The sequence below is a fragment of the Micromonospora sp. Utrum1 genome, from assembly GCF_057197805.1.
This window is the reverse complement of the sequence record NZ_CM170071.1, coordinates 4021095-4048030: the sequence shown is the minus strand read 5'-3', so window position 1 is coordinate 4048030 and position 26936 is coordinate 4021095. Positions and strand designations below refer to the sequence as shown.

Annotated in this window: 21 protein-coding genes; 19 read left to right on the top strand and 2 right to left on the bottom strand. The window is 73.0% G+C overall.

Features of this window, described 5'->3' with window-relative positions; all coding sequences use genetic code 11:
- Positions 1–26: 26 nt before the first annotated feature.
- The 14 genes from ccsA to AC0OLQ_RS18905 all read left to right on the top strand — a co-directional run bounded on the left by ccsA (position 27) and on the right by AC0OLQ_RS18905 (position 16568).
- Positions 27–770 carry a cytochrome c biogenesis protein CcsA gene (gene ccsA / locus AC0OLQ_RS18970; protein ID WP_484527312.1) on the top strand — a complete coding sequence of 248 codons (744 nt, stop codon included), beginning with the start codon at positions 27–29 and terminating at the stop codon, positions 768–770.
- Positions 767–1177 carry a cytochrome c maturation protein CcmE gene (locus AC0OLQ_RS18965; protein ID WP_357342174.1) on the top strand — a complete coding sequence of 137 codons (411 nt, stop codon included), beginning with the start codon at positions 767–769 and terminating at the stop codon, positions 1175–1177. The genes ccsA and AC0OLQ_RS18965 overlap by 4 nt, the downstream gene beginning before the upstream one ends.
- Entirely contained in the window at positions 1167–3110 is a 1944-nt protein-coding gene (locus tag AC0OLQ_RS18960) for a heme lyase CcmF/NrfE family subunit (protein WP_484527311.1), read from the top strand. Before AC0OLQ_RS18965 ends, AC0OLQ_RS18960 begins: the two co-directional genes overlap by 11 nt.
- Positions 3107–3670, top strand: a complete 564-nt coding sequence (locus AC0OLQ_RS18955) for a TlpA family protein disulfide reductase (RefSeq protein ID WP_484527310.1) — start codon at positions 3107–3109, stop codon at positions 3668–3670. The genes AC0OLQ_RS18960 and AC0OLQ_RS18955 overlap by 4 nt, the downstream gene beginning before the upstream one ends.
- Complete coding sequence (locus AC0OLQ_RS18950; RefSeq protein WP_484527309.1) at positions 3667–4569, top strand: cytochrome c-type biogenesis protein CcmH; 903 nt, start codon at positions 3667–3669, stop codon at positions 4567–4569. The genes AC0OLQ_RS18955 and AC0OLQ_RS18950 overlap by 4 nt, the downstream gene beginning before the upstream one ends.
- Before the next feature lie 227 nt (positions 4570–4796).
- Entirely contained in the window at positions 4797–5576 is a 780-nt protein-coding gene (locus AC0OLQ_RS18945; protein WP_484527308.1) for an FkbM family methyltransferase, read from the top strand.
- Positions 5577–5898: 322 nt separating this feature from the next.
- Complete coding sequence (locus AC0OLQ_RS18940) at positions 5899–6900, top strand: LacI family DNA-binding transcriptional regulator (RefSeq protein WP_484527307.1); 1002 nt, start codon at positions 5899–5901, stop codon at positions 6898–6900.
- A gap of 120 nt (positions 6901–7020) precedes the next feature.
- The gene (locus AC0OLQ_RS18935; protein ID WP_238449308.1) at positions 7021–8697 is read left to right on the top strand and encodes an ABC transporter substrate-binding protein; all 1677 of its coding nucleotides are present in this window, start codon (positions 7021–7023) and stop codon (positions 8695–8697) included.
- Positions 8698–8771: 74 nt separating this feature from the next.
- Positions 8772–9938 (top strand): ABC transporter ATP-binding protein, encoded by a 1167-nt coding sequence (locus AC0OLQ_RS18930; protein WP_484527306.1) that lies wholly within the window; start codon positions 8772–8774, stop codon positions 9936–9938.
- Positions 9935–10912 carry an ABC transporter permease gene (locus AC0OLQ_RS18925; protein ID WP_357342190.1) on the top strand — a complete coding sequence of 326 codons (978 nt, stop codon included), beginning with the start codon at positions 9935–9937 and terminating at the stop codon, positions 10910–10912. Before AC0OLQ_RS18930 ends, AC0OLQ_RS18925 begins: the two co-directional genes overlap by 4 nt.
- A gap of 3 nt (positions 10913–10915) precedes the next feature.
- The gene (locus tag AC0OLQ_RS18920) at positions 10916–11953 is read left to right on the top strand and encodes an ABC transporter permease (RefSeq protein ID WP_357342193.1); all 1038 of its coding nucleotides are present in this window, start codon (positions 10916–10918) and stop codon (positions 11951–11953) included.
- A 114-nt stretch (positions 11954–12067) separates the two neighbouring features.
- Positions 12068–13066, top strand: coding sequence for an ABC transporter ATP-binding protein (locus tag AC0OLQ_RS18915; RefSeq protein ID WP_484527305.1), 999 nt, complete (start codon positions 12068–12070; stop codon positions 13064–13066).
- Between the two features lie 46 nt (positions 13067–13112).
- The gene (locus tag AC0OLQ_RS18910; RefSeq protein ID WP_484527304.1) at positions 13113–14525 is read left to right on the top strand and encodes a GH1 family beta-glucosidase; all 1413 of its coding nucleotides are present in this window, start codon (positions 13113–13115) and stop codon (positions 14523–14525) included.
- A 153-nt stretch (positions 14526–14678) separates the two neighbouring features.
- Complete coding sequence (locus AC0OLQ_RS18905) at positions 14679–16568, top strand: ricin-type beta-trefoil lectin domain protein (protein ID WP_484527303.1); 1890 nt, start codon at positions 14679–14681, stop codon at positions 16566–16568.
- A gap of 43 nt (positions 16569–16611) precedes the next feature.
- Here AC0OLQ_RS18905 and AC0OLQ_RS18900 read toward each other — a convergent pair whose 3' ends face one another.
- The gene (locus AC0OLQ_RS18900) at positions 16612–17865 is read right to left on the bottom strand and encodes an ROK family transcriptional regulator (protein ID WP_484527302.1); all 1254 of its coding nucleotides are present in this window, start codon (positions 17863–17865) and stop codon (positions 16612–16614) included.
- A gap of 262 nt (positions 17866–18127) precedes the next feature.
- Between AC0OLQ_RS18900 and AC0OLQ_RS18895 the strand changes: the two genes are divergently transcribed.
- The 4 genes from AC0OLQ_RS18895 to AC0OLQ_RS18880 all read left to right on the top strand — a co-directional run bounded on the left by AC0OLQ_RS18895 (position 18128) and on the right by AC0OLQ_RS18880 (position 24046).
- A complete protein-coding gene (locus AC0OLQ_RS18895) occupies positions 18128–19231 on the top strand; it encodes a low temperature requirement protein A (protein WP_484527301.1) in 1104 nt (367 codons plus the stop codon).
- Positions 19232–19328: 97 nt separating this feature from the next.
- Complete coding sequence (locus AC0OLQ_RS18890) at positions 19329–20699, top strand: glycosyl hydrolase family 18 protein (RefSeq protein ID WP_484527300.1); 1371 nt, start codon at positions 19329–19331, stop codon at positions 20697–20699.
- Between the two features lie 328 nt (positions 20700–21027).
- Entirely contained in the window at positions 21028–22527 is a 1500-nt protein-coding gene (locus AC0OLQ_RS18885; RefSeq protein WP_484527299.1) for an MFS transporter, read from the top strand.
- Between the two features lie 76 nt (positions 22528–22603).
- Positions 22604–24046 (top strand): hypothetical protein, encoded by a 1443-nt coding sequence (locus tag AC0OLQ_RS18880; RefSeq protein ID WP_484527298.1) that lies wholly within the window; start codon positions 22604–22606, stop codon positions 24044–24046.
- A 96-nt stretch (positions 24047–24142) separates the two neighbouring features.
- Here the strand turns inward: AC0OLQ_RS18880 and AC0OLQ_RS18875 are convergent, their stop codons facing one another.
- Complete coding sequence (locus AC0OLQ_RS18875; RefSeq protein ID WP_484527297.1) at positions 24143–25615, bottom strand: M1 family metallopeptidase; 1473 nt, start codon at positions 25613–25615, stop codon at positions 24143–24145.
- Between the two features lie 153 nt (positions 25616–25768).
- Between AC0OLQ_RS18875 and AC0OLQ_RS18870 the strand changes: the two genes are divergently transcribed.
- Positions 25769–26914 (top strand): hypothetical protein, encoded by a 1146-nt coding sequence (locus tag AC0OLQ_RS18870; protein ID WP_484527296.1) that lies wholly within the window; start codon positions 25769–25771, stop codon positions 26912–26914.
- Positions 26915–26936 lie beyond the last annotated feature (22 nt).

Here is a 26936-nt window from a genome sequence, read left to right as displayed (position 1 = left end):
ACAGGGAGATGATGCAAGCCTCCACGGTGGACCTCCTCACGGACACCGCCAGAGCGGCCGCGGCGCGCCGGACGATGGCCTGGGCCGCGGGCGGGCTCGCCGCCGCGGCCACGGTGGCTGGCGGATGGCTCGCGCCCCCCGATCAACTGCAGGGCGACGCGCAACGCCTGATGTACCTGCACGTCCCCGCCGCCTGGGTGGCGTACGCCGCGTTCGCGGTCGTGCTCGCGGCCAGCGGGGCGTACCTGATCGGCGGGGACCTGCGCTGGGACCGGTTCGCCCGGGCGGCGGCCGAGCTCGGGGTGGTGCTCACCGCCGCCGCCATCGGCACCGGGGCCGTCTGGGGGCACCTGGTCTGGGGCACCTGGTGGGCCTGGGATCCCCGGCTGGTCAGCACCGCCCTGCTGCTGCTCGCCTACGCCGGCTACCTCGCCCTGCGCCGGACGCTTGCCGAGCGCTGGGCAGCCCGCGACGGCGGCGACCACCGGGTGGCCCGGCCCGCGGCGGTCGTCGGCGTCGCCGGCTTCGTCCTCGTGCCCGTGGTGCACTTCTCCGTGCTCTGGTGGCGCTCGCTGCACCAGCAGGCGACGGTGCTGGCCCCGCACCGGCCGCCGATCGACCCCCGGATGGCCGCCGCGTTGCTCCTCGCCGTGGCCGCCGCGACCCTCGCCGCGTTCTGCCTCCTGCTGCACCGGGTGGTCCGCCTGGAGCGCCGCCTGGCCCCCGAGCCCTCCCCCGCCGCCGAACGCACTCCGGCGGGAGTCGGATGATGCGTCACCGGGCGGGCCGAATCGCCCTCGTCGCGGTGCTGCTCGCCGCCGGCGGACTGCTGGTCACCAGCGCGCTCCGCGACACCGTCACGTACTACCGGACGCCGGGCGAGCTGCTCGACGATCCGGGCGTCGCGCGCCACCGGGTCCGCCTCGGCGGCGACGTCGTGCCCGGATCGCTGCGCCACCAGGGCGACCTGGTCGTGTTCCGCCTCGCCGAGGCAGGCCACGAGATCACCGTCGAGCAGCGCGGCGCACCCCCGGAGACCTTCCGGGAGGGAACCGGCGCGGTCGTCGAGGGCAGGCTGTCGTCCGACGGCGTGTTCCGCTCGGACCACGTGGTGGTCCGCCACGGCAACGAGTACCGGCCGTCGTCCTCCCCCGTGGTTCCGGCCGATGCTGGGTGACCTCGGCACCGCCGGCCTCGCCGTCGGGCTCGCCTGCGCGAGCCTCACCGCCCTGCTCTGGCTGCGGGTGGCCCTGTTCGGCGCGCCCGTCCGCACCGCCCGGCGCGGCACCGCCGCAACCCTGGCCGCCGCCGCCCTGGCCTGCGCCCTGCTGGAGACGGCGCTGCTGCGGCACGACTTCAGCGTCCGGTTCGTGGCCGAGAACGGCGGCCGGCACGTCCCGCTCTACTACACCCTGACCAGCCTCTGGTCGGCCCTGGACGGTTCACTGCTGCTGTGGTTGCTGGTCCTCGGCGGGTACGCCGCGCTGCTGGCCCGGCGCGCGTACCCGCCGCGGCTGCACGCGTACGCGATGGTGGTCGTCAGCGTGGTCATGGTGTTCTTCTTCGCGCTGTCCACCTTCGCCGCGAACCCGTTCCGCACGGTGAGCCCGGTGCCGGCCGACGGCCCCGGACCGAATCCACTGCTCCAGCAACACCCGGCCATGGGCGTGCACCCGCCGCTGCTCTACGCCGGCTACCTCGGCCTGGTCGTACCCTTCGCTCTCGCGCTGGCGGCGCCGCTGGCGGGACGGGACGGACCGGGCTGGGTGCGGACGGCGCGGCCGTGGGCGCTGGTCTCCTGGGCGGCGCTGACCGGCGGCATCGGCATGGGCGCCTGGTGGTCGTACGCAGTGTTGGGCTGGGGCGGCTACTGGGCGTGGGACCCGGTGGAGAACGCCTCCCTGCTGCCCTGGCTGACCGCCACCGCGTTCCTGCACACCACCCTGGTCCGCGGCCGGGCCGCCTGGCACGGCGCGCTCGCCTGTGCGAGCTTCCTGCTGGTGCTGCTCGGCACCTTCCTCACCCGATCCGGTGCGGTGGCCAGCGTGCACGCCTTCACGGACTCGCCGCTGGGCCCGATGCTGCTCGGTTTCGTGCTGCTGGCGGTGGTGGTGTCGGCCGTCCTGACCGGCCGGCGAGTCCCCGAGCCGACCCGCCCTGGGCGCCCCCGGGCGCTCTCCCGAGCCACCCTGGTGCTGGTCCACGGCGTACTCCTGGTGACCATCGCCGCGGTGGTGCTGATCGGCACCATCCTGCCGCTGCTCACCGCCCCGCTGAGCGGGACGCGCTCCTCGGTGGGCCCGGCCTACTACCAGCGCACCGCGGTGCCCCTGGCGGTCGTGGTGCTGGTGGTGATGGGCGTGGCGCCGGCCCTGCGGGTCCGCGACCGGTCGGCGGCGCTGCGGCGGCTCGTCGTCCCCGCCGGTGCCGGCCTGGGCGCCGTGGCCCTCGTCGGCCTGCTCAGCCGGCCCGGCCCGGCCGCGCTCACCGCGTTCGGCGCGGCGGGGTTCGTCCTCACCGGACTGGCCGGCGACCTGGCCCACCGGCTGCGCCGGTCCGGCCCGCACCGACGGCCCGGCCGGCTCGCCGGGCTGGTCGCGCACGCCGGGCTCGCCCTGGTCGCGGTGGGCGTCGCCGGCTCGTCAGCGTACGGCCGGGACGCCGAACGGACGCTGCGGGTCGGCGAGACCCTGCGGGTGAGCGACGTCGCGGTCCGACTGGTCGGGGTGGACCGGACCGGCGGCAGCGACGGCATGGCGGTACGGGCCCGGCTGGCGCTCACCTCGTCGGGCCACGCCGCGCGGACGATCACGCCGGCGCTGCGCTACCACCCCGCCCGGGACACCGCCGTCACCGTGCCCGCGATCGGCACCGGCCCGCTGCGCGACACGTACGTCACGCTGCTCGCCGTCAGCGAGGACAGCGGCACCGCCACCGTGCGGCTGGCGGTGAACCCGCTCGTCGGCCTGATCTGGGCCGGCGGTGCCCTGACCGCCGTCAGCGGGTTCCTCGCGGCCGCCGCCACCGCCCGCTCGCGAACCCGCTCGGACGCCGGCGCCGACCGGCCGCGGTCCGCCCCGGTCGCCGTCGGACCGGGAGCCGCGACGTGAGGCGGCCGACCGCGCGGCGTCCCGGATGGCTGCGCGTCGGGCCGGCGACCGTCCTCGCGCTCACCGTCGCCGTCGGCGCCCTGATCGCCTTCGGCCTGCGCGCGCCCGCCACGCCGAACCCCGAGGAGGCGACGGCGGTGGCCGGCAGACCCGCCCCGGCGCTCTCCGGCGCCACCCTGGACGGTGGCCGCTTCGCGCTCTCCGACGCCCGGGGCCAGGTGGTGCTGGTCAACGTGTTCGCCTCCTGGTGCGGGCCGTGCCGGGACGAGCTGCCGCTGCTGGTGGACGCCGAGCGCAGCTGGTCCCCGCGCGGCGTCCGGCTGGTCGGGCTGAACATCAGAGACGGCACCGACGCGGTCCGCGCGCTGCTCGACGAGACCGGCGCGACCGGGCTGACCGTGGTGCCGGATCCCGACGGCACGCGGGCGGTCGAGTGGGGCGTGCGGGGCGTGCCGGAGACGTTCGTGGTCGGCCGGGACGGCCGGCTCGTCGACCGGCGGCAGGGGGTGGTGACCCGGCAGTGGCTGGAGCAGCGGATCGCACCGCTGCTGGCCGGATGAGGTGGCGGCGCGCCCTGGTGGCGCTCGCGCTCGTCACGCTCGCCGCGGCGGCCGGCGTGGCGCTGGCCCGGTCGGCGGGCGACCCCGGCCGGCAGGACCCGGTGCGCGCGGTGTCCGCCGGGCTGCGCTGCCCGGCCTGTCAGGGCGAGTCGGTGGCGGACTCCCGGTCACCGATCGCGGCGGCGATGCGGCAGGTGGTGGCGGACCAGATCGCCCAGGGGCGGGACCGGACCGAGATCCGGCGGTGGTTCGTCCAGCGGTACGGCGCGGATGTGCTGACCGAACCACCGGCTCGCGGGGTCCGGCTGCTGCTCTGGGGCGTACCGCTGCTGGCGCTGCTGGCCGGCGGCTACGCGGCCCTGCGGACGCTCCGGCCCGGTGCCGCCCGGACCGGCTCCACGGCACCCTGGACGCTGGACGCTCGGGGCGCCCGGCGGGCGTGGCGGGTGGCGTCGGTGGGCGTGGTGGCCCTCGTGGCGTCCGTCGCGATCGTCGCCGACCGACTCGACCCGCCCGCTCGGCCGGCACCGGCCGACCCGGTCGCGGTCGCCCTCCAACTCGCCCACGACCTGGAGACACAGGACCGGTACGACGCCGCCGCGCAGATGTACCAGGAGGCGCTGCGGGACCGGCCCGACGACAGCGTCCGGCTGCGACTCGCGTTCGCGCTGCTCCGGGCCGGCGACGGCGCCGCCGCGCAACGAACCGCCCGGGACGTCCTCGCCCGCGAGCCGGACTCCCCCGACGGCCTGCTGGTGCTGGGGTTGGCGCAGCGGAACAGCCGGGCCGTCGAGGCGGGAGACACGCTGCGGCATTTCCTGGCCGTCGCACCGGCACACCCGGCCGCCGCGGAGATCCGGCGCCTGCTCGCGACGGGCCGGGAACCCACCGGGCGCTGACGGCGATCTCGTCTCTCAGCGCTGCCTTCAAGCACGTTCCCGCAGCCCTCTGGCCCCTCCGCCAGGAGGTCGTCGAGACGCCGTGAGGATGCCCGGGTCGCCCGAGTGATCGCTCGGTGGGGACCGCATCTCACTCGCTAGCGCGTCCTAGGAGGCTGGGCTGAGGGGCGCCGGCCGGTCATCCGAAAGGGGCTCACGAACGGGCTCGCGCGGCTAGCGTCGAGGTGATGGGCGGTCATATCGGGGTGATCGAGGCGCTCAAGGCGGATCCCACCATGTCGGGCTTGCGCCGGTCGCTGGAGGCGTACTACGGCGACCCGGCCCGCGAGGCGGCGATGGACGCGTTCTACGCGCCCCTGGTCCGCCCGGGAGACCTGGTCTTCGACGTCGGCGCGCACGTGGGCGACCGGCTCGGCAGCTTCCGCCGGCTGGGCGGCCGGGTGGTGGCCGTCGAGCCGCAGCCGCTCTGCACCCGCGCCCTGCGCGCCCTCTACGCGGGCGACGACCGGGTGACCGTGGTGGAGGCGGCGTGCGGGGCGCGGACCGGGCCGGTGCGACTGCACGTGAACTCCGCGAACCCGACGATCTCCACCGCGTCGGCGGGGTTCCTGCGGGCCGCGCACGGGGCCGGCGGCTGGGCACACGAGGTCTGGGACGCCGAGATCGAGGTGGCCGGCACCACGCTCGACGCGCTGGTCGCGGCGCACGGCGTGCCTGCCTTCGTGAAGATCGACGTGGAGGGCTTCGAGGACGCCGTGCTGGCCGGGTTGAGCCGCCCGCTGCCGGCGCTGTCGTTCGAGTTCACCACCATCGCGCGCGACCTGGCGGCGCGCTGCCTCGACCGGCTCATCGGGCTGGGCTTCACCGACTTCACCGTGGCGCTCGGCGACGAGATGGCGTTCGCCCTGCCCGGCTGGCGGTCGGCGGACGAGGTGGCGGCGTACCTGCGGGCACTGCCGTACGAGGCCAACTCGGGCGATGTCTATGCCCGCGCCCGGCCGGCCTGACCGGCGGAGGTGACCCGGCGGCGAAGGCGCCGATCCGGTCCAGCAGGGACGGCGCCCAGCGACCCGGTGGCAGACCGCCTCGGAGCCGACCCGCGGGGACGCGGCCGCCCGCCGCGGGCAACCCGTTTTTCGCATCGACACTGCTCGCACCCTTGATCGGCCGCGCTGTCCAGGGACGCTTTTTTCAGGTTTCGAACTTAGCCATGTTTCGTTATCCGCCCGTTATTGACGTGACCGCTGCCACTTCGGTTGACTGCGACGGAACCGCTTCCGCAACCGGTTCCGAAACATCTACCACACCCCTGCGCCCCGGGAGCGTCACGTGCCGATCACCATCGCCGACGTCGCGACCCGCGCCGGCGTGAGCAAGACGACCGTCTCCCGGGTGCTCAACGGCAAGGGCGAGGTGCACGTCCGCACGGCCGACCGAGTCCGCGCGGTCATCAACGCCCTCGGGTACGTGCCGAGCGCCCGCGCGGTCGGCCTGGCCCGCGGGCGTACCCGGGTGGTCGGCATGCTGGTGCCCGCCCTGACCTGGCCCTGGATGGGCGAGGTGCTCCAGGGCGCGGCCGACGTGGTCGAGGCCGAGGGCTACGGCATGCTGCTGTTCACCTGCACGCAGGGCGACGAGTCGATGCGGCGGTTCGCCTCCCAGGTATCGGCGAAGTCCTTCGACGGCCTGCTGGTGGTCGAGCCGGAGGGCACCCTCGACTACATCACCGAGCTGCACGAGCGCGGCCTGCCCGTCATCCTCATCGACGACCGCGGCCACCAGCCGGGCTTCCCGTCGGTGCGGACGACCAACGAGTCCGGCGCGCGGGCCGCCGCCGCGCACCTGCTGGCGCACGGCCGGAAGCGGCCGCTGGTCGTCACCGGCCTGCGCCGCTTCGGCTGCACCCGGGAACGGCTCGCCGGTTTCGCGGACGGCTACGCCGACGCGGGCCTGCCCATCGACTCCGCCCTCGTCGTGGAGGGTGACTTCACCTTCGAGTGCGGGCGGGCCGCCGTGGAAGGCCTGCTCGCCGACGGCGTGCCGTTCGACGCCGTCTTCGCCCACAACGACCTCTCCGCCGCCGGGGCGCTCCAGGCGCTGCGGGACGCCGGCCGGCGGGTCCCCGAGGACGTGGCGGTGGTGGGCTTCGACGACCTGCCCCTGGCCGGGCACACCCACCCACCGCTGAGCTCGGTCCGCCAGCCGTTGCGGGAGATGGGAGCTGCCGCCGCCCGTACCCTCATCGCCCACCTCGCCGGCGCGCCGCTGCCCCACGCCCCGACCGTCATCCCCACCAGCTTCACCGTCCGCGCCTCGACGGGCACCACCTGACCTCGCACCGATGTAGCTCCACCCGCACCGGCGGGCGTCCCGTCCGCCGGTGGTAACACCGCACACCCTCCATCCACCACATCCCGCCCCAGGATTGCGGGAGCACCGAGGGAGACCTCCATGAGAAGAAGGCAACTCCTCGCCGTCGCGCTGGCCGGCGCGATGGCCACCGGCGTCGCCGCGTGCGGCGACAGCCCGAACGCCAACAAGAAGAACGGCCAGGCGGCCACGGTACTCAACGTGGGCATGCCGAACGGGCCGCAGGCCGAGAACAACAACCCGTTCCTCACCACGTCCGCCGCGGCGTCGCTGGGCTACCGCTGGCAGATCTACGAGCCGCTGATGATGTGGAACCCGGTTAAGCCGGCCGACCCGTTCAAGCCGTGGCTGGCCACCAAGGCCGAGTGGTCGTCGGACTACACCTCGGTGAAGGTCACCATCCGGGACAACGCCACCTGGTCCGACGGGCAGAAGGTCACCGCCGAGGACGTCGCCTTCACCTACAACCTCGTGAAGAAGTACCCGGCGCTGAACGACCAGGGCGTGCCCTACACGGACGCGACGGCCAGCGGCAACGAGGTCACCATCAAGATGGAGAGCCCGCAGTTCGTCAACCAGCAGAAGGTGCTGTGGCGGGTGCCGATCGTGCCCAAGCACATCTGGGAGAAGATCAGCGACCCGACGACCGACACCGTCAAGCAGCCGGTCGGCAGCGGCCCGTACACCCTGAAGTCCTTCACCCCGGCCAGCATGACGCTGTCGGTGCGCGACAAGGGCTACTGGCAGGACCTGCCGAAGGTCAAGGAACTGCGCTACACCTCCTACACGGACAACAGCGCGCAGACCACCGCCCTGGCCAACGGCGAGTCGGAGTGGAGCTTCGTCTTCATCCCCAACTACCAGGCCGTCTTCGTGGCCAAGGACCAGGAGCACCACAAGGTGTGGGCCCCGGCGATCCTCGGCATCCACGGCCTCTACCTCAACACGACGAAGAAGCCGTTCGACGACCCGGCGCTGCGCCGCGCCATGAACATGGTCATCGACCGCGCCGACATCTTCACCACGGCCGAGGCCGGCTACTTCCACCCGCAGGTGAAGAGCGTGACCGGCCTGCCCAGCCCGGCCGGTGACTCGTTCGTCGCGCCCGAGTTCAAGGGCCAGGAGCACAAGGTCGACGTCGAGGGCGCCAAGGCGCTGCTGACCGGCGCCGGCTACAAGCTCGAGGGCAACACCCTCAAGGACAAGACCGGCAAGGCCGTCACGCTGAAGCTGACCGACCCGGCCGGCTGGTCGGACTACCAGACCAGCCTGGAGATCGTGAAGGACAACCTGTCGAAGATCGGCATCGCCGCCACGGTCGACAAGGCCAACCAGGACGCCTGGTTCCGCAACGTCGAGCAGGGCAACTTCGAGGCGACGTTCCGGTGGACCGAGGGCGGCGCCACGCCGTACGACATCTACCGGACGATCATGGACGGCCGGCAGCTCAAGCCGATCGGCACCGCCTCCCCCGCCGGCAACTTCGGCCGCTTCAACAACAAGGAGGCGACCGACGCCCTGGTCGCCTACGCGAACGCGACCGACGAGGCCGCGCGCACCACCGCCATGAACACGCTGCAGAAGATCTTCGTCGACCAGATGCCGATGATCCCGGTCGGCGCGGACAACATCGGCGGCGCGTACAGCACGAAGAACTGGACCGGCTGGCCGGACGACTCGAACCCGTACGGCGCCATGCAGCCCACCCAGCCCAACGCGCTGGACGTGGTCCTGCACCTCAAGCCCGCCAACGGCTGACCTCGCCAACCGCCTCCCCGGCCGGCTCCCGGCCGTCCGGGGAGGCGCACCCCACGCTCAGACAGGAACTCGGCATGACGTTGAGCGAGAGCGCGGCGGCGCCGGCCGACGAGGTGGTGCTGGAGGCCGTCGGCCTGACCAAGCACTTCCCCGTCCGCAGGCGGCTGCGTGACCTCTTCTCCCGGACGCCGGCCGTCGTGCACGCCGTCGACGACGTATCGTTCGCGCTGCGTCGCGGCCGGGTGACCGCGCTGGTCGGGGAGTCCGGCTCCGGCAAGTCCACGGTGGCCCGGCTGCTGGCCCAGATCTATCCCCGCACGGCCGGCGACCTCCGCCTGCACGGCACGTCGACCAAGGTGCGCGGCGGCCGGCCGTTCCGGTCGTACGTGCGGCGGGTCCAACTGATCCTGCAGGACCCGTTCGCCTCGTTGAACCCGGTGCACACCGTCCGCTACCACCTCACCCGGTCCCTGCGGATCCACGGCAACGCCGGGCGCGGCGCCGAGGACCTGGACCGGGCCCTCGCCAAGCTGCTCACCCGGGTCAGTCTCACCCCGCCCGAGCGCTACCTGGACGCCTTCCCGCACGAGCTGTCCGGCGGCCAGCGGCAGCGCGTCGCCATCGCCCGGGCGCTCGGGGCCGACCCGGAGGTGCTCCTCGCCGACGAGCCGGTCTCCATGCTCGACGTCTCGATCCGCCTCGGCGTGCTGAACCTGCTGCAGGACCTCAAGGACCGGCTGAACATCGCCATCCTGTACATCACGCACGACATCGCCTCGGCCCGCTACTTCGCCGACGAGACGATCGTCATGTACGCCGGCCGGATGGTCGAGGGCGGCGACAGCGAGACCGTCACCCAGAACCCGGCCCACCCGTACACCCGGTTGCTCACCGACTCGGCGCCGGACCCGGAGCGGATCACCGGCGGCGGCGCCGCGGTCGACGCGGCCGCCGGGAAGGACCGCGGCCAGGGCGAGCCGCCGAGCCTGATCGCCCCGCCCGCCGGCTGCCGGTTCCACCCCCGGTGCCCGCACGCCATGCGGCGCTGCACGGTGGACCTGCCGCCGCGGCTGACCATCGGCGACCGGCCCGATCACTGGGCGGCCTGCTGGCTCTACGACCCGGACACCGTGGCCGCCGACGCCCCCGGCTCGGCCGCGCCTGACGCCGACCCGGCCGTGCCACCGCCCGCGGCAGCGCTCGACCGGACGGACACCGCAACCCTGGGGGAGCCACGATGAGATTCCTCCTGCAGCGCACGGCCTTCTACCTGTTCACGGCGTGGGCGGCCATCACGCTCAACTTCTTCATCCCGCGGCTGGTGCCGGGCGACCCGGTGCAGTCCCTCATCTCGCGCAACCAGGGCCGGATCAGCGCCGACGCCATCGAGTCGCTGCGCGTGCTGTTCGGGCTGGATGCGCACGAGAACATCTGGCAGCAGTACCTCGACTACTGGCGGCAGCTGCTCCACGGTGACCTGGGGCTGTCGTTCACCTTCTTCCCCACGCCGGTGTCCACAGTGATCGGCGACAGCCTGCCGTGGACGGTCGGTCTGGTCGGCATCACCACGATCATCAGCTTCCTCGTCGGCACCGGGCTCGGCGTCGGCGCCGGCTGGCGGCGCGGCTCCTGGGTCGACGGGCTGCTGCCGGCCACGACGTTCCTGTCCTCGATCCCGTACTTCTGGCTGGGTCTCGTCGCCATCGCCGTGTTCACCGGGCCGGGGAGCTTCTTCCCGTCCTCCGGCGGCTACGAGGCGGGCCTCGTGCCGGCGTTCGACGGGTACTTCATCCCGAGCGCGATCAAGCACAGTGTCCTGCCCGCCGCCACCATCCTGGTCTCCTCGATGAGCGGGTGGATCCTCAGCATGCGCAACATGATGGTGACCGTCTCGTCGGAGGACTACATCACCGTCGCCCACGCGAAGGGCCTGTCGGAGCGCCGGGTGGCCCTGAGCTACGCGGCCCGCAACGCGCTGCTGCCGAACGTCTCGGGCTTCGCGCTGTCGCTCGGGTTCATCGTCGGCGGCACGCTGCTCGTCGAGATCGTGTTCTCCTACCCGGGCCTCGGCTACCAGCTCTTCCAGGCGGTCGGCTACAAGGACTACCCGCTCATGCAGGGGATCTTCCTGATCATCACGATCTCCGTGCTGGTGGCGAACCTGCTCGCCGACGTCGCGTACCTGCTTCTCGACCCGCGGACCCGAAAGAGCTGAGCGATGACCATCTCACCGTCGAGCATCGAGCAGGTCATCCCCGGTCAGGGTGCGATGGCCCAGCCGTCGGCCGCGCCGGGCCGGGCGAAGCGGCGCCGGTTCCGCTTCGTCGCCAACGCCAAGGCCGCGACCGGCCTGGTCATCCTGGGCATCTACTGCCTCTTCGCGGTGATCGGGCCGTGGGTGGCGCCGTACAACCCGGACGCGCGCAGCGCCGACGTGCTCCAGGCGCCGTCGACCCGGCACTGGTTCGGCACCACCCACCTCGGTCAGGACATCTTCAGCCAGATCCTGGTCGGCGCGCGCAGCGTCATGGTGGTGGGCCTGCTCGCCGGAGTGCTGGCGACGATCCTGTCCATCCTCATCGGCGTGACGGCCGGCTACATCGGCGGGGCGGCCGACGAGGGCCTGTCGGCAGTCTCCAACGTGTTCCTGGTCATCCCCGCGCTGCCGCTGATCATCATCGTGACGTCGATCGTCGAGCAGGCCAGCGACACGCTCGTGGCGCTCATCATCGGCCTCACCTCGTGGGCCTGGGGGGCGCGGGTGCTGCGCGCCCAGACGCTGTCGCTGCGGCGCCGTGACTACGTCGAGGCGGCCCGGGCCACCGGCGAGCGGACCTGGCGCATCATCCTGTTCGAGATCCTGCCCAACCTCACCGCGATCATCGCGTCCGGCTTCGTCGGCACGGTCATCTTCGCGGTCATGTCGGAGATCACGCTGGCCTTCATCGGCATCTCGTCGATCTCGTCGTGGAACTGGGGCACCATCCTGTTCTGGGCGCAGGGCCAGCAGGCCCTCGCGCAGGGCGCCTGGTGGTGGTTCGTCCCGGCCGGGCTGGCCATCGCGCTGCTCGGCACCGCCCTCGCCCTGATCAACTTCGGCATCGACGAGTTCGTCAGCCCCCGGCTGCGCAGCGCAGGCAAGACCCGGATCCGCACCGCCGACGGTCGCAGCGTGCGGATGCGGGTCGGCTTCACCCCCGTGCTGGCCCCGACCCCGCGTACGGTGCCTGTCCCCCGAGAGGAGGTCACACCGTGAGCGCGAGGAGTGCAGCGAAGCGGAGCCCCGCAGTCGCGAACGAAGGAGGGCTCAAGCGAGCGCGAGGAGTGCAGCGAAGCGGAGCCCCGCAGTCGCGAACGAAGGGAGGCTCAAGTGAGTGATCCGGTGCTGGAGATCCGCGGGCTGCGGGTCGACTACGGGCTCGGTGACGCGGCGGTGCACGCCGTACGCGATGTGGACCTGACCCTGCACCGCGGCGAGGTGCTGGGGCTGGCCGGCGAGAGCGGCAGCGGCAAGTCCACCCTGGCGTACGGGCTGACCCGGCTGCTGCCGCCGCCCGGCGTGGTCAGCGGCGGCCAGGTGATCTACCACCCGGTCGACGGCCCGCCGGTGGACGTGCTGACCCTCAGCCCGGCGCAGCTGCGGAGGTTCCGCTGGGCGGAGACCTCGATCGTGTTCCAGGGCGCCATGAACTCGCTCAACCCGGTGCACAAGGTCTCCACCCAGCTGCTCGACGTGATCAAGGCGCACGACCCGACGAGCACGGCGGCGGGCCGGCTGGCCCGGGCCCGGGACCTGCTCCGCCTGGTCGGCATCGCCGCGGACCGGCTGGACAGCTACCCGCACCAGCTCTCCGGCGGCATGCGGCAGCGCGTGATGATCGCCATGGCGCTGGCGCTGGAGCCGCAGGTGGTCATCATGGACGAGCCGACCACCGCGCTGGACGTGGTGATGCAGCGGCAGATCCTCGGCCAGCTCGCCGAGCTGCGGGAGCGCCTCGGCTTCGCGGTGCTGTTCATCACCCACGACCTGTCGCTGCTGGTCGAGTTCTCCGACCGGATCGCCATCATGTACGGCGGCCGGATCGTCGAGGAGGCGCCCGCCGCCCAGCTGTACCGGCACGCGCTGCACCCGTACACCGAGGGGTTGCTGCACTCCTTCCCGGCGCTGCGCGGACCGCGCCGGGAGCTGACCGGCATCCCCGGCTCCCCGCCGGACCTGCGGGCCATGCCGGAGGGCTGCGCGTTCCACCCGCGCTGTCCGAAGGCGTTCGACCCGTGCGACAAGAAGGTGCCGGCACTGGGCGCCGCCGAACCGGGCCGGGACGTCGCCTGCTGGCTGCACCCGGTCGCCGCCGCGGCCCCCCGCTGACCCCGCTCCCCGTCCGACCGAACGACCCGCTACCGCGAGGAGAACCATGGACACCGACCTCACCCACCCCACCGCTACGGGGCAGGCCGACCCGATCGACACCCTTCCGCCGACCTTCCGGTGGGGGGTGGCGACCTCGTCGTACCAGATCGAGGGTGCGGTGGCCGAGGACGGCCGGACGCCGTCGATCTGGGACACCTTCTGCCGGGTGCCGGGCGCGGTGGCCAACGGCGACCACGGCGACGTGGCCTGCGACCACTACCACCGGATGCCGCAGGACGTGGCGCTCATCGCGGACCTGGGTCTGGACACCTACCGGTTCTCGGTGGCCTGGCCGCGGGTGCAGCCGGGCGGGCGCGGGCCGGCGAACCCGGCCGGGCTGGCCTTCTACGACCGCCTGGTGGACGAGCTGCTCGGCCGCGGGATCGACCCGTGGGTGACGCTCTACCACTGGGACCTGCCGCAGGAGCTGGAGGACGCGGGCGGCTGGCCGAACCGGGACACCGCCCACCGCTTCGCCGACTACGCGGAGCTGGTCTTCGCCGCCCTCGGCGACCGGGTGAAGACCTGGACCACGCTGAACGAGCCGTGGTGCTCGGCGATGCTCGGGTACGCCTACGGCCTGCACGCGCCGGGCCGGCGGGACCTGGGCGCCGGGATCGCCGCCGCGCACCACCTGCTGCTCGGGCACGGGCTGGCGACGCAGCGGCTGCGCGCGGCGGCGGGCAGCCCGATCGAGCTGGGCATCACCCTCAACATGGCGACCGCCGACCCGGCCACCGACAGCCCCGCCGACCGGGACGCCGCCCGGGCAGCGGACGGCCTGGGCAACCGGATCTACCTGGACCCGCTCTTCCGCGGCCGGTATCCGGAGGACGTGGTGGCCGACCTGGCCGCCGAGGGGGTGCGCATCCCGGTCGAGGACGGTGACCTGGAGGTCATCTCGTCCCCGATCGACGTGCTTGGGGTGAACTACTACTTCGGGCAGGCGCACTCCGGGGTGGACGAGCAGGGCCGGGAGCGGGACGACGACGGCCGGCCGGTGCGCCGGGTGATCCGCCGGGACCTGCCGCGCACCGCGATGGACTGGGAGATCGTGCCGGACTCCTTCACCGAGCTGCTGGTCCGGCTGCACCGGGACTACCCGGGCGTGCCCATGGTGATCACGGAGAACGGGGCGGCCTTCGACGACAAGCCGGACGCCGACGGGTTCGTGGCCGACGACGACCGGGTGGCGTACCTGACCGAGCACCTGCGGGCGGTGGCCCGGGCCCGGCAGGCCGGTGCGGACGTGCGCGGCTACTTCGCCTGGTCGCTGCTGGACAACTTCGAGTGGGCGTACGGCTACGACAAGCGGTTCGGCATCGTCCGGGTGGACTACGACACCCAGCGGCGCACGCCCAAGCGCAGCGCGCTCTGGTACCGCGACACCATCCGGCGGGTGCGCGGGGAGAGCTGACCCGGCCGCTCGGGGCGGCCGCGCGGGATCTTCCCGGGCGGCTGCCCCGCCGCGCCCGGACACCCACGTCGGGCGCTTTTTTCACGTCTTGACATAAGCAGGTGCGAGGGGTTTCCTCATTCACGGATGTTGATTTATCCGGAAGGAGCATCCGTGTCCCCCACCACCGTTCCCCGCCTCGCCGGCCGCGCCGCCCTCGCGCTCTGCCTCACGGCCGGCACGCTCGCCCTCGCACCGCCACCCGCCGCGCAGGCCGCCGGCGAGACGGTCAACCTCTGGCTGACCACCACCTCCGACTCCGGCGGACGAACCGTCACCCGGGGCCTGCAACAGCAGAGCCCGCTGAGCTTCGCCGCCACCAGCCCCGCCGCCACGCACACCATCACCGTCGACGAGAACACCCGCTACCAGCCCTTCGAGGGCGCCGGGGCGTCCATCACCGACACCACGGCGTACCTGCTGCGAGGCGGGCCGGTGAGCGCGGCCACCCGGGACGACGTGATGCGCAAGCTGTTCAGCCCCACCGACGGCATCGGCCTGTCGTACGTGCGCAACCCGATCGGCGCCTCCGACCTGTCCCGACCCGGCAACGTCTCGCTCGACGACACCTGCTGCGACCTGAACGACTTCGGCGCCAACGGCTACGACACCAACGTGGAACTGCTCACCGCGCAGGCCCGGCAGCTCAACCCGGCGCTGCGGGTGATGGTGGTGCCCTGGAGCGCGCCCGGCTGGATGAAGGACAACGGCCGGATGGACCAGATGGGCTGGCTCAAGTGGGAGTACTACGCCACCTACGCCCAGTACTTCGTCAAGACCATCCAGGCGTACGCGGCCCGGGGCGTGAAGGTCGACTACCTCTCGGTGCAGAACGAGCCGAACTGCTGCCAGGCCGGGAACCCCACCGCCATGGATTACCCGGGGATGAGCTGGAACTCCTCCGGCCTGGTCGAGCTGACCAAGAACTTCGTCTACCCGGCGTTCCGCGCCGCCGGCATCACCACCAAGGTGCTCGTGCACGACTGGAACTACGGTGACTACGGCACCATCGGCTCCGGGCTGCTCGCCGACAGCGCGGTCCGCACCGACCCGCTCTTCGGCGGCATCGCCTGGCACGGCTACTGGGGTGACCCGGCGGTCGGCAGCCAGGTGCACGGCCAGTACCCGGCGGTGCCGCAGTTCAGCACCGAGCACTCCGGCGGCACCTGGATCACCAACCAGCACAACGAGGACATGGCCGACATCGTGAACTACGCCCGGAACTGGAGCCGGAGCGTGGTGAAGTGGAGCCTCGCGGTCAACCAGTTCATGGGCCCGCACAACGGCGGCTGCGGCACGTGCACCGGCCTGATCACCGTCCAGGAGGGCGGCGCCCGCGCCGGTCAGGTCGACTACACGATCGAGTACTACACCACCGGGCACCTGACCAAGTTCGTCCGGCCGGGGGCGGTGCGGATCGACTCCACCGCCAACGGCACCGTGCAGAACGTCGCGTACCGCAACCCGGACGGGTCCAAGGCGCTGCTCGCGCACAACGGCGGCACCTCCGCGCAGTCGGTGAAGGTGGTCTGGGGCGGGCAGTCGTTCACCTACACCCTGCCGGCCCGCACCACCGCCACGTTCACCTGGTCCGGCACCCAGTCCGGTGGCGGCGGCACGCCGACCGGCCCGATCACCGGCATCGGCGGCAAGTGCCTCGACGTCACCGACAACTCCAGCGCCGACGGCACGCCGGCGCAGATCTGGAGCTGCACCGGCGGGGCGAACCAGCAGTGGACCCGGGCCGCCGACGGCACCCTCCGCTCGCTGGGCAAGTGCCTCGACGTGGCCGGGGGCGGCACCGCCGACGGCACCAGGGTGCAGCTGTGGACCTGCAACGGCAGCGCCGCCCAGCGGTGGACCTGGACGGCCGGGCGGGACCTGGTGAACCCCCAGGCGAACAAGTGCCTGGACGTCATCGGCAACACCTCCGCCGACGGAACGAAGACGCAGATCTGGACCTGCACCGGCGGGGCCAACCAGAAGTGGACGCTCCCGTCCTGAGCCGGCGCCGGGCCGGCGGCGCTCCCGCCGCCGGCCCGGCGACTCAGCGGGTCCGCGTCCGGGGCCGCCGCGCCTGCGCCGGCACCACCCGGGCGACCGGTTCGCGCGGCACGCCGCCGTCGCGTAGCAGCCGGGCCATCGGCAGAGTGGCCGCGCCCATCGCGACCGCGTCCGGTCCGAGCCGGCACAGCTCGATCGAGGTCTGGGCGTACGGCTGGCGCAGCGCGTGCCGCGCGGTGACCTCGCGGATCTGCGGCAGGTAGCGCTCGCCCAGGGCCAGGCCGGCCCAGCCGCCGAGCACCACCCGCTCGGGGTTGAACAGGTTCACCAGGTTCGCCACCCCGGCGCCGAGGTAGCCGACCGTCTCGTCGAGCACCTTCGCGGCGGTGCGGCTGCCGGCGCGCAGCAGCTCACCGAAGGCGCTCTCCTCGTCGCCGCCGGCCGCCGGGCGGCCCCGGTTGGCCAGCCGGAACCGGTCGAGCACCCCTTCGGCCCCGACGTACGCCTCCAGGCAGCCGAGGTTGCCGCAGCGGCAGCGGCGGCCCCCGTACACGATGGTGGTGTGGCCCCACTCGCCGGCGCTGCTGTGCGCGCCGCGGTAGCCCACGCCGTCGGCCACCACACAGGCCCCGACGCCGGAGCCGACCAGGGCGACCACCGCGTGCCGAACGCCGCGCCCGGCGCCGAACCACATCTCGGCCTGGCCGAGGGTCTTCGCGCCGTTGTCGATGTGCACCGGGATCTCGGTGCCGGCGCGCAGCATGGCGCCGAGCGGCACGCCGTCCCAGCCGAGGGTCTGCGCGTGCACCACGGCGTCGGCGGTGCGCTCGACGGTGCCGGAGACGGCGACGCCGAAGCCGAGCACCGCCGCCGGGTCGACGCCGGCCTGCTCGATCACCGCGGCGAGACCGTGCAGCAGGTGGTCGGTGACCTGCCGGGGGTCGGGCTCGGCGGCGGCGATCGGGTACTCCGCCTTCGCGAGGGCGGTCATCGCCAGGTCGAACAGCTCGACCTGCACCCGGGTCTCGCCGACGTCGGCGCCGACCAGGTAGCCGTAGCCGGGTGCGACCCGGAGCAGCACCCGGGGGCGGCCGCCGTCGGACTCGACCGAGCCGGCCTCCTCGACCAGGCCCTCGGCGATCATTTCGCCGACCAGGTTGCTCACGCTGGCCAGGCTGAGCGCGGTGGACTGCCCCAGCTCGTGCCGACTCAACGGGCCGTCCAGCCAGATCCGGGTGAGCAGGACCGACCGGTTGGCCCGACGCATGTCGCGCACGGTGGTGCGTCTGGCGTCCATGTCCGCCTACCTCTCCTGTCACCACCGCGGCGACCCGCCCCGGATACGTCACCCAAGGTTAATGCGATGAACCAAGCAGTGAAGAACCCGGGCCGCCGTCCGCCACGCCCCGGGTTCCGCGTTCGGCCGATCACCGCGGTGGGCGTCGGTTAGCTTGGGCCACGGGGCGGCGCCGGCCGGCCCCGGGGCATGGTCCCTCGGCGCCGCGAGATCAAGAAGGCCTGCTGTGACGGATGGCGGACGTCGGCCCATAACGCGGACCATGATGGCGGGATCCCGCTCGGATCTGCTGGAGCTGTTCTTCGATCTCGCGCTCATCGCCAGCCTGGCCCTGACGTCGGAGAAGATGGCCGGCAACGGCTGGACGGGCCTGGCACAGGCCCTGCTGACCCTGTCGACGCTGTGGGCGGTCTGGGTGACGACCACCTCGTTCACCGATCTCTACAGCCCGCAGGAGCGCCCCATCCAGCTCGTGGTGCTGGGCATCATGTTCGGCGGCATGCTGATGTCGGCCGCCCTGCCGACCGCGTTCGGCGGCCACGGTCTGATCTTCGGCGCGACCTGGGCCGGCATCAACTGGACCCGGGCGCTGGTGCTCATCCCCGCGCTGCGCGGCCGTCCCGAGCGGGAGCGGCCGATCCGGGTCCTGTTCTGGACCACCATCTCGGGCGTCCTGTGGGTCGCCGGCGGCCTGGTCTCCCACCCCGGTGCCCGACTCGCGGTGTGGCTGGCCGCGCTGGCCGTCGACTACGTGGCGTTCGGCTTCCGGTTCCCGATCCCCGGCCGGCCCCCGCTGCCGCAGTACGACGTGGTGCCGGAGCACCTGGCCGAGCGGTACCAGCAGATCTACGTCCTCACCCTGGGCGAGCTGATCCTCGTCACGGTCCTCGCCCTGAGCCACATGCCGTTCAGCGCGGACCGCGTGTGCGCGTTCGCCACTGCGTTCGTGGCGGCGGTGCTGCTGTGGTGGAGCTACGCGCGCGGCGCCGGCGCCCGGCTGCGCGAGGCGATCGAGGGGGCCCCGCACCGGCACCGGCTGGTACAGACCAACCCGTACGCCCACTGGCTGATGGTGGTCGGCGTGGTGGGCCTCGCGGCGGGCTTCAGCCGGGTCATCGCACAGCCCGGGGCACGGCCGTCGGCGAACCAGACCGCGCTCGTGCTGGGCGGCGTCGCGCTGTTCCTGATCGGCCGGGCCACGCTCGACCACGAGGTCCTCGGGCGCATCCCGCTCTCCCACGTGGTCGGCCTGCTCGCCGCGGTCGCTGTCGTGCCGGCCGCCCCGCGCCTGCCGAACCTGGTCCTGAGCCTGGTCGCCACGCTCGTCCTGTTCGGCGTCGCGGCTGCCGAGTGGGTCCGCCGGTAGCGCGAGGGTCCGGAGCTGGCCACTCCCTGATCCGACCGGCATTTACATTTAACAAAGTTAACTGATAACCTCCGGCGCATCGATGAGGAGGTATGTCATGCGACTTCGACGCGGGTTGACCGCACTGCTCGGCGGCGCCGCCCTGCTCGCCGCCACCGCCGCCCTGCCGGCAGCCACCGGGATCGCCGCCACCGCCGGTGAGACCGCGCTGGTGGCCTGCACCGGTGTCCCGGCCTGGGCCGAGGGGGTGACCTGGACCGCGGGCAGCCGGGCCACCTACGCCGCCCGCCTCTACCAGGCGCTGGTCACCCACACCCCGCCAGCCGGCGCCGGCTGGACCCCGCCGGCCACCCCGGCCCTCTGGTCCGATCTGGGCGCCTGCGACGGCGGCGCCCCGACCCCGAGCCCCACCACGAAGCCGCCCTCCCCCACCCCCACGCCGACGTCGTCCCCGTCCCCCACCACGACGCCGACCCCGACCTCGGCCCCGACCACGCCGCCGCCCGGCGGGACGACCTGCGCGCTGAAGTCCCGGCCCGCCGGCAAGGTGCTCCAGGGCTACTGGGAGAACTGGGACGGCGCGGCCAACGGGGTGCATCCCGGCATGGGCTGGATCCCGATCACCGACTCCCGGATCACCGCCCACGGCTACAACGTGGTCACCGCCGCCTTCCCGGTGATCCGCTCCGACGGCACCGTGCTCTGGGAGGACGGCATGGACGCCGGGGTGAAGGTGCCCACTCCGGCCGAGGTCTGCCAGGCCAAGGCCGCCGGGCTGACCGTCCTGCTCTCGATCGGCGGCGCGACCGCCGGCATCGACCTCGGCTCCAGCGCGGTCGCCGACCGGTTCGTCGCCACCGTCGTGCCGATCCTCAAGCGGTACAACTTCGACGGCATCGACATCGACATCGAAACCGGGCTGACCGGCAGCGGCAACATCAGCCAGCTCTCCACCTCGCAGGCCAACCTGGTGCGGATCATCGACGGGGTGCTCGCCCAGATGCCGGCCGGCTTCGGGCTCACCATGGCCCCGGAGACGGCGTACGTCACCGGCGGCAGCGTCACCTACGGCTCGATCTGGGGCGCGTACCTGCCGATCGTCAAGCGGTACGCGGACAACGGCCGGCTCTGGTGGCTGAACATGCAGTACTACAACGGCTCCATGTACGGCTGCGCCGGCGACTCGTACTCCGCCGGGACCGTGCAGGGCTTCGTCGTCCAGACCGACTGCCTCAACACCGGCCTGGTCGTGCAGGGCACCACCATCCGCGTCCCCTACGACAAGCAGGTCCCCGGGCTGCCCGCGCAGACCGGGGCCGGCGGCGGGTACCTGAGCCCGTCGCTGGTGGCCCAGGCGTGGAACACCTACCGGGGCGGCCTCAAGGGCCTGATGACCTGGTCGCTCAACTGGGACGGGTCGAAGGGCTGGACCTTCGGCGACAACGTCAAGGCCCTCCAGGGCCGGTGAGGCCGCGCGGGGCCCCGCAGGCGCGCGGGGCCCCGCCCAGCCGGGGCGCGCTGACCCGCATACCGGGCCCCGGGAGGACGCCACTGGGCTAACCTCTGACCGAGGGCCGCGGGTCTCCCCCAACGCCCCGAGCCGCTCTTCGCACGCCCCCGCCCGCCGCCGACCGGCGGGCCGGTGGCCGGCTCCCCCGGCGGCGGTGTCCGCCGACGGTCCGTCTCCACCCAGCCGTCTCGCCACGGTGACCCCTGCGCGCCGTCCCGCCTCCGCGGCCGGTCGCCGCTCGGATCGCCGGGACGGACGCACCCGGGATGCACGTGCGAGGGCGCAGATGACAGTTCGACCCCACGGCCTGCCCTGGCGGTCCGGAGACTTCCGGCTGCTCGTCGCCGGCCAGACGGTCACCCAACTGGGCACCGACGTCACGGCGATCGCGTTCCCGCTGATCGCCGTGCTGCTCCTGGATGCCACACCGTTGCAACTGGGCGTGCTGGTGGCCGTGCAGAACGGCGCGTTCCTCCTGCTCGGGGTGCCGGCCGGCGTCTGGCTGGATCGGCGACGGCTCCGGCCGGTGCTGATCACGACCGATCTGGTCCGGTCCGCGGCGCTCGTCACGGTCACCGTGGCGGCCGCGCTGGGCCGGCTGACCCTGCCGCTGTTGATGGCGACGGCCGCCGTCATGGCCGCCATGCGGGTGCTGTTCGACATCGGTCACCAGTCGTACCTGCCGAAGGTGCTGAACCGGACGGATCTGCTGCGGGGCAACTGCACGCTGGAGACCGTCCGCTCCTCCGGGCAGGTCGCCGGCCCCAGCCTGGGTGGCTGGCTCACGCAACTGGTGGGCGCGACCAACACACTGCTCGTCGACGCGGTGAGCTTCCTGGTCAGTGCCGCCTGCCTGGCCCGGATCAGGGTCCGCGAGCCGATGCCCCGGCAGCCCGCGCGGGCGGGCACGCTGCACCAGGCCCGGGAGGGTCTGGCCTTCGTCCTGCGGGATCCGGTGCTGCGCGCGATCGCCGCCACGAGCGCCCTGGTCAACGTGCTGTTCACCGCCGCCACCGCCCTGATCATCCTGTTCCTGGTCGACACGGTGGGCGTCGCGCCCGGGGCAGTCGGCGTACTGCTGTCCGCCGCGCCCGCCGCGGCTCTGCTGGGCGCCGTCACGGCCGGCCGGCTCGCCCGTCGCGTCGGCCTGGCCCGCGTCATCTGGCTTTCCGTCGCGGTGAGCAGCCCGTTCAACCTGTTGGTTCCGCTGACGGGCCGCGGCTGGGGCCTGGCCTTCTTCGTCGTGGGCCTGCTCGGCAGTGGCATCGGCCAGGTCGTCTACGGCATCGCCCAGACCACCTACCGGCAGGCGACCGTGCCCGCCCGGCTCCAGTGCCGGGTCAACGCCACCATGCGGTTCCTGGTCATGGGTGCGCTCCCGCTCGGTGGCCTGCTCGGCGGCGCCCTCGGGGAGACCCTCGGCGTCCGCCCGACCCTGCTGGTCATCGGCGTCGGCCTCGCCCTGGCGCCCGTCCCGCTGCTGCTGTCGCCACTGCGGCACGCGCGCGAGGTGGACGATCTGACGCCGCCGGGCGTAGGCGCGGCGACGACGCCGGCGGCGCCACGCCGGGCGAGCCGGACTGCCGCGACGATCACCGCCCGCGCCGCGGTCCGCCGCCCGCCTCGTCGGGCGGACGTCGCCGGCCCGGAGACCGGCACCACCTGCCGGGCGGGCGGCCCGGTTCGGCTGGGCCCGGGCAGTGCGGGGCGGGGCCCCGGCAGTGCGGGCAGCCGGGCCGGGGGAAGACCGGACCGGGGCCGCTCCCCGGGTCGGCGTCGGCCGTGATCCGGCCGGCCGGTCAGCCGCCGTCCGCCCCGGCCTGGTCGCCGATGGGCCCGCGGGATGCTGGCAGGATGGTCCGGTGGACCTGAACTCCGGCGCCGGGCTGCTGCACCGGCTGACGTCGTACGTGCCGGACCGCGAGTGGGACGTGGCCGTGGACGACCCACGCATCCGCAACGATCTCGTTCCGAACGATCCGGCCACCGTGCCGTCGCCGATGAAGGGCTACCCGGACGATCGTCCCGTCCTGGCTCTGCCGCGCGACCTCCCCGATCCCGGCATTCCCGCGACGGCGGTTCTCGCGGGCGTACCCGCTCCGGCGCGGCCGGTCGACGCGGCGCAACTCGGCCGCGTGCTCTTCCTCGGCGCCGGCGTCGTGCGGACCGCCGACCGCCAGGGCCGGCGCATCCTCTACCGCGCCTCCGGATCGGCGGGGGCACGTTTCCCCCTGGAGCTCTACGCGAGCACCCGCGGTGTCGCCGGGGTGCCGGACGGGGTGCACTGGTACGACGCGGCGCGGCACGCGCTCGTCCAGGTCGCCCCCGCCGCCGCCGCCGGGGACGTCACCACGCTCGTGGTGACCGGTGTGCCCTGGCGGACCGGATGGCGTTACGCCGAGCGCGGATGGCGGCACCTCTACTGGGATGCCGGGACGCTGCTGTCGCAGCTGTCGGCGGCGGCCGCGACCGCCGGCCTGACGCCCCGGCTGCGCTCGCTCTTCCCCGACGCCACGGTCCGCGACCTCGTCGGCGCGGACGGGGTGCACGAATATCCGCTGGCCCTGCTGTCCTTCGGCGACGGCGAGCCGGCGATCGAACCCACCGGGCCGGCCGTCGCGGGCGTGCTGCCCCCGGTCGAGCTGCCACTGTGCACCGCCGCCCAGCGCGCCGGTGAGCGGGACGAGATCGGCGCACCCTGGCCGGAGGCCCCCGCGCTGCCCGACTTCCCGCCCTCCGACCCGCTCGACGAGGTGGTGCGCCGGCGCGGTTCGCAGCGGCGCATGGACCGGACGGGAACGCTGCCGCGCCATCTGCTCGAGTGGCCGCTGACCGCGGCCCTGCGTGGCGTGGCCGTGCCGCACTGGGTCGCCGTCCACGGCGTCGACGACGTGCCGCCCGGCCTCTACCGGTGGCCCGACCTCACGACACCGCTGCGGGCCGGGAACCTGCGCGACGAGCTGCTCCGGATCTGCCTGGACCAGTCGCTCGCCGCCGACGCGGCGTACGTCGTCATCGCGGCCACCCGGTTGTCCACACTCGACGACCGGAGCTACCGGGACGCCCAGCTCGCCGCCGGGCTGGTGGAGGGCCGCCTGCACCTGGCCGCGTACGCGCTCGGTGCGAGCGCCTCCGGGATGACCTTCGTCGACTCGGAGGTGCCGGCTCTGCTGTCCGAGCCGGCGGACCTGGCGGCACTGCTCTTCACCTGCGTGGGCGTCCCGGCGTACCGGAGTCGCGCCGGCGGTGCCCCGGGCGCCCCGGTCGTGGTCCGGCCGGTCGTGCCCCGTCTCGGGAGTTCCTGACCGCAGGGTCGGCCGGCGTTGGCCGGAGCGGCCGGTTCGGGCAGCGCCGCGCGGGTGCTGCCCGAACCAGCCGCGATCAGTGCCGCGGAGCCTGGCTCAGGTGACGGTGATCGGCTTCGGCGTGGTCTTCGAGTCCAGCCAGGTGTTGATGAGCTTGGTGAAGTCGCGCCCGGTCTGCTTGTTCACGAAGGCGATGAACGAGGCCCGGTCCTGCTGGGTGTTGCGCTGTTCCTGCACCCAGGCGCGGGCCAGCGCGAAGAACGCCTTGTCGCCCAACTGCCGGTGGATCTCGTGGAGCATGGCCTCCGGGCAGAGGTAGACGTTGCCCTCGGCGAAGTTCTTCGGGTTGGGCTTGCCGGGCGGGCCGAGCTTCTTGCGCATGGCGGCGTCGGCATCCCGCAGGTACCCGTCCAGGCTGGCGTCGCTGAGGTGCCGGGTCTCCTTGGTGTACAGGTCCTGGGCGTACTGGGCCCAGCCCTCGTTCAGCCACAGGTCGGTCCAGGTGGTGGGGGTGACGGAGTCGCCGAACCACTGGTGGGCGTACTCGTGCAGCAGGTCGCCGCCCCAGCGGTCCCGGCGGGCCTTGGTGTTCTCGATCTTCCGGCCCATCGTGATCATCTGCTGGGTCTCCATGCCGGACGCCGAGTCCACCACCACGACGCCACCGGAGGGGAACGGGTAGGGGCCGAACTTCTTCTCCAGCCAGGCCAGATACTGGGGGGACTTCTTGAGGTACGGCAGCAGCTTGTCGTCGGCGCCCTTGCGGTACCAGTAGGTCAGCGGAATGCCACGGGGGCCCTTCGCGGTCAGCTTCTGGAACTTCCCGACCGCGAGGGTGGTCAGGTAGGTCGCTACCGGGTCGGCGCTGCGGTAGGTGAACGTGTTGCCGGACTGCCCGGCCGGGGTGCCGCTGGCGATCGCCGACCAACCCGCCGGGACGGTCACCCGGATGTCGTAGAGGGCTTCGTCGGACGGCTGGTCGTTCGCCGGATACCAGGTGAAGGCCCCGAACGGCTCCTGCATCGTCCAGAGGCCACCCTCCTTGGTGACGGTGAGGCCGAGGTCCTCCACGTCCTTGCGGTGCGACGGCATCGGCGTCGTCTTCGGCCGGCCGTGGTACTTCACCACCAGCGTCACCGGTTTGTCGGCGACCACCGGGGCGGTGACGGTGAGCTTCTCCTTGGCCACGGCGCCGGTGACCGTCGCACCGTCCAGGGTCACCCCGTCGACCTGGTAGGGCATGAAGTCGAGGGCGAGGTTCTGAGCGTCCTTGGTGGGCCGGATCCGCAGGGTGGCGGTGCCCGTGAGGGTCTTGGTCGGCGGCGCCCAGTCCAGCGCCAGGTCGTAGTGCAGGACGTCCAGCGCGTCGGTGCCCCGAGCGGGGTAGACCCGGTCGGCCACCGGGGCGGAGCGCCCGGCCTGCCAGGCGGTGTAGTCGACTGCGGGGACGGTCGGGCTCGGCGTGGTCGTGGGGGCGGAGGAGCCGGCGGCCGGGGCGGCCGGATCGGTGGTGCACGCGGTGACGAGCAGCGGTGCGAGCAGCAAGGTGAGTGGTACGCGGCGACGCATCAGCGCACCATACGGCAGAGATCCACTTCCGTGGGGCCGCGTTGATTGGGACCTTTTGCCAGGAGATGCGGCGTTGCCAGCATGGCACAACCCGTATGGCCCGCCGGAGCTTTCCGCAGCAGGATGTAGGCAAGGCTCTGATGGGTGGTTCCCATGGTCAGCACCGACCTGGCAGTTCACGGTTTCCGTCACTTCCCCCTGGAAGCCCGGCGCTCGGCCGAGGCGGCAGCGGAGGAGCGCGAACAACGCCTCCGGGCCGTCACCCGGAAGCGCAGCAGCAGGGCCGAGAAGGCGTCGGCCGAGGCGAGTCACCAGCTGCGGCGCCTCCTGGGCGACGACACCTGGGCGGACCTGCGGGACCTGATGCGACAGGAACGCCTGACCCTTCGTGACCTGCTTCAACCGCCCCGAGGGTTGACGGCGAGCTACGACGATGTGAACCGGGCCCGGCGGCGGACGGCCAAGGCGTTCCTGCGCAGCCGGGACGTCCGCCGTGAAGCGATCGTGGCGATCGCCGCCGACTACCACCGGGCGATCAGCGACGTGTTCGCCACCGACGAGAACGTCAGCCCCGGTTACCACCTCTCGAACAACCTCGACAAGTGGTTGAGCCTGTCGCCGTTCCACGACCGCGCGCTCCCCTGGGGCGTCTTCGAGCCGGACGACAGCGACGACCCGCACCGGTGGGAGGTGTTCCGGCCGCCCTTCTTCGGGTTCAACTTCGGCTTCGTCCCGGTGCACAACGACAACTTCGTCGTCGATCGCGTCCACACGCTGAACCCGTCGGTCGGGGACGTCGGCATCTCCATCACCATGGAGGACGGGGACGCGGGCGACTTCGACTACGCGTCCGGCGACGCCTTCAGCGCGATAGCCTTCGCGTTCGTTCCGCCGACGACCGGTCTGGTCGAGATCCTCATCGACGCGCAGTGCGTCGAAGCGACGCACCGGCTGGAGACGACGGACGAGTGGGGCTGGTCCAACTCCCACACCAGCCAGCAGAACTTCCTGATGCTCGACGTCCTGCATCCCAACGTGGCCGAGCCGTCGTACGCCGAGATGTCGAACCTCGACGAGACGACCGACGACGACGAGAGCTTCCACCAGGAGAAGTTGACCCGCGGCGCCCACTACTTCGCGCAGTTGTTCAGCGCGGGACCGGTGCCGGCGGGCCAGTCGGTGATCGTGTGCGCCGGCACGCGCTCCTTCGACAAGAGCGGCACCAACGACGTCTCCATCGACAGCAGCTCCGACTTCCGGTGGTACATCAGCTCGGTCGAGGTCCGCATCTCACCCTGACCGGCAGCGCGCCGAGACGCGG

Excerpts from the sequence above, each read along its gene's own strand:
- AC0OLQ_RS18965 (WP_357342174.1), top strand. The coding sequence starts at position 767 with ATGATGCGTCACCGGGCGGGCCGAATCGCCCTCGTCGCGGTGCTGCTC.
- AC0OLQ_RS18960 (WP_484527311.1), top strand. The coding sequence starts at position 1,167 with ATGCTGGGTGACCTCGGCACCGCCGGCCTCGCCGTCGGGCTCGCCTGC.
- AC0OLQ_RS18950 (WP_484527309.1), top strand. The coding sequence starts at position 3,667 with ATGAGGTGGCGGCGCGCCCTGGTGGCGCTCGCGCTCGTCACGCTCGCC.
- AC0OLQ_RS18945 (WP_484527308.1), top strand. The coding sequence starts at position 4,797 with ATGGGCGGTCATATCGGGGTGATCGAGGCGCTCAAGGCGGATCCCACC.
- AC0OLQ_RS18935 (WP_238449308.1), top strand. The coding sequence starts at position 7,021 with ATGAGAAGAAGGCAACTCCTCGCCGTCGCGCTGGCCGGCGCGATGGCC.
- AC0OLQ_RS18930 (WP_484527306.1), top strand. The coding sequence starts at position 8,772 with ATGACGTTGAGCGAGAGCGCGGCGGCGCCGGCCGACGAGGTGGTGCTG.
- AC0OLQ_RS18925 (WP_357342190.1), top strand. The coding sequence starts at position 9,935 with ATGAGATTCCTCCTGCAGCGCACGGCCTTCTACCTGTTCACGGCGTGG.
- AC0OLQ_RS18920 (WP_357342193.1), top strand. The coding sequence starts at position 10,916 with ATGACCATCTCACCGTCGAGCATCGAGCAGGTCATCCCCGGTCAGGGT.
- AC0OLQ_RS18910 (WP_484527304.1), top strand. The coding sequence starts at position 13,113 with ATGGACACCGACCTCACCCACCCCACCGCTACGGGGCAGGCCGACCCG.
- AC0OLQ_RS18900 (WP_484527302.1), bottom strand. The coding sequence starts at position 17,865 with ATGGACGCCAGACGCACCACCGTGCGCGACATGCGTCGGGCCAACCGG.
- AC0OLQ_RS18895 (WP_484527301.1), top strand. The coding sequence starts at position 18,128 with ATGATGGCGGGATCCCGCTCGGATCTGCTGGAGCTGTTCTTCGATCTC.
- AC0OLQ_RS18890 (WP_484527300.1), top strand. The coding sequence starts at position 19,329 with ATGCGACTTCGACGCGGGTTGACCGCACTGCTCGGCGGCGCCGCCCTG.
- AC0OLQ_RS18885 (WP_484527299.1), top strand. The coding sequence starts at position 21,028 with ATGACAGTTCGACCCCACGGCCTGCCCTGGCGGTCCGGAGACTTCCGG.
- AC0OLQ_RS18875 (WP_484527297.1), bottom strand. The coding sequence starts at position 25,615 with ATGCGTCGCCGCGTACCACTCACCTTGCTGCTCGCACCGCTGCTCGTC.
- AC0OLQ_RS18870 (WP_484527296.1), top strand. The coding sequence starts at position 25,769 with ATGGTCAGCACCGACCTGGCAGTTCACGGTTTCCGTCACTTCCCCCTG.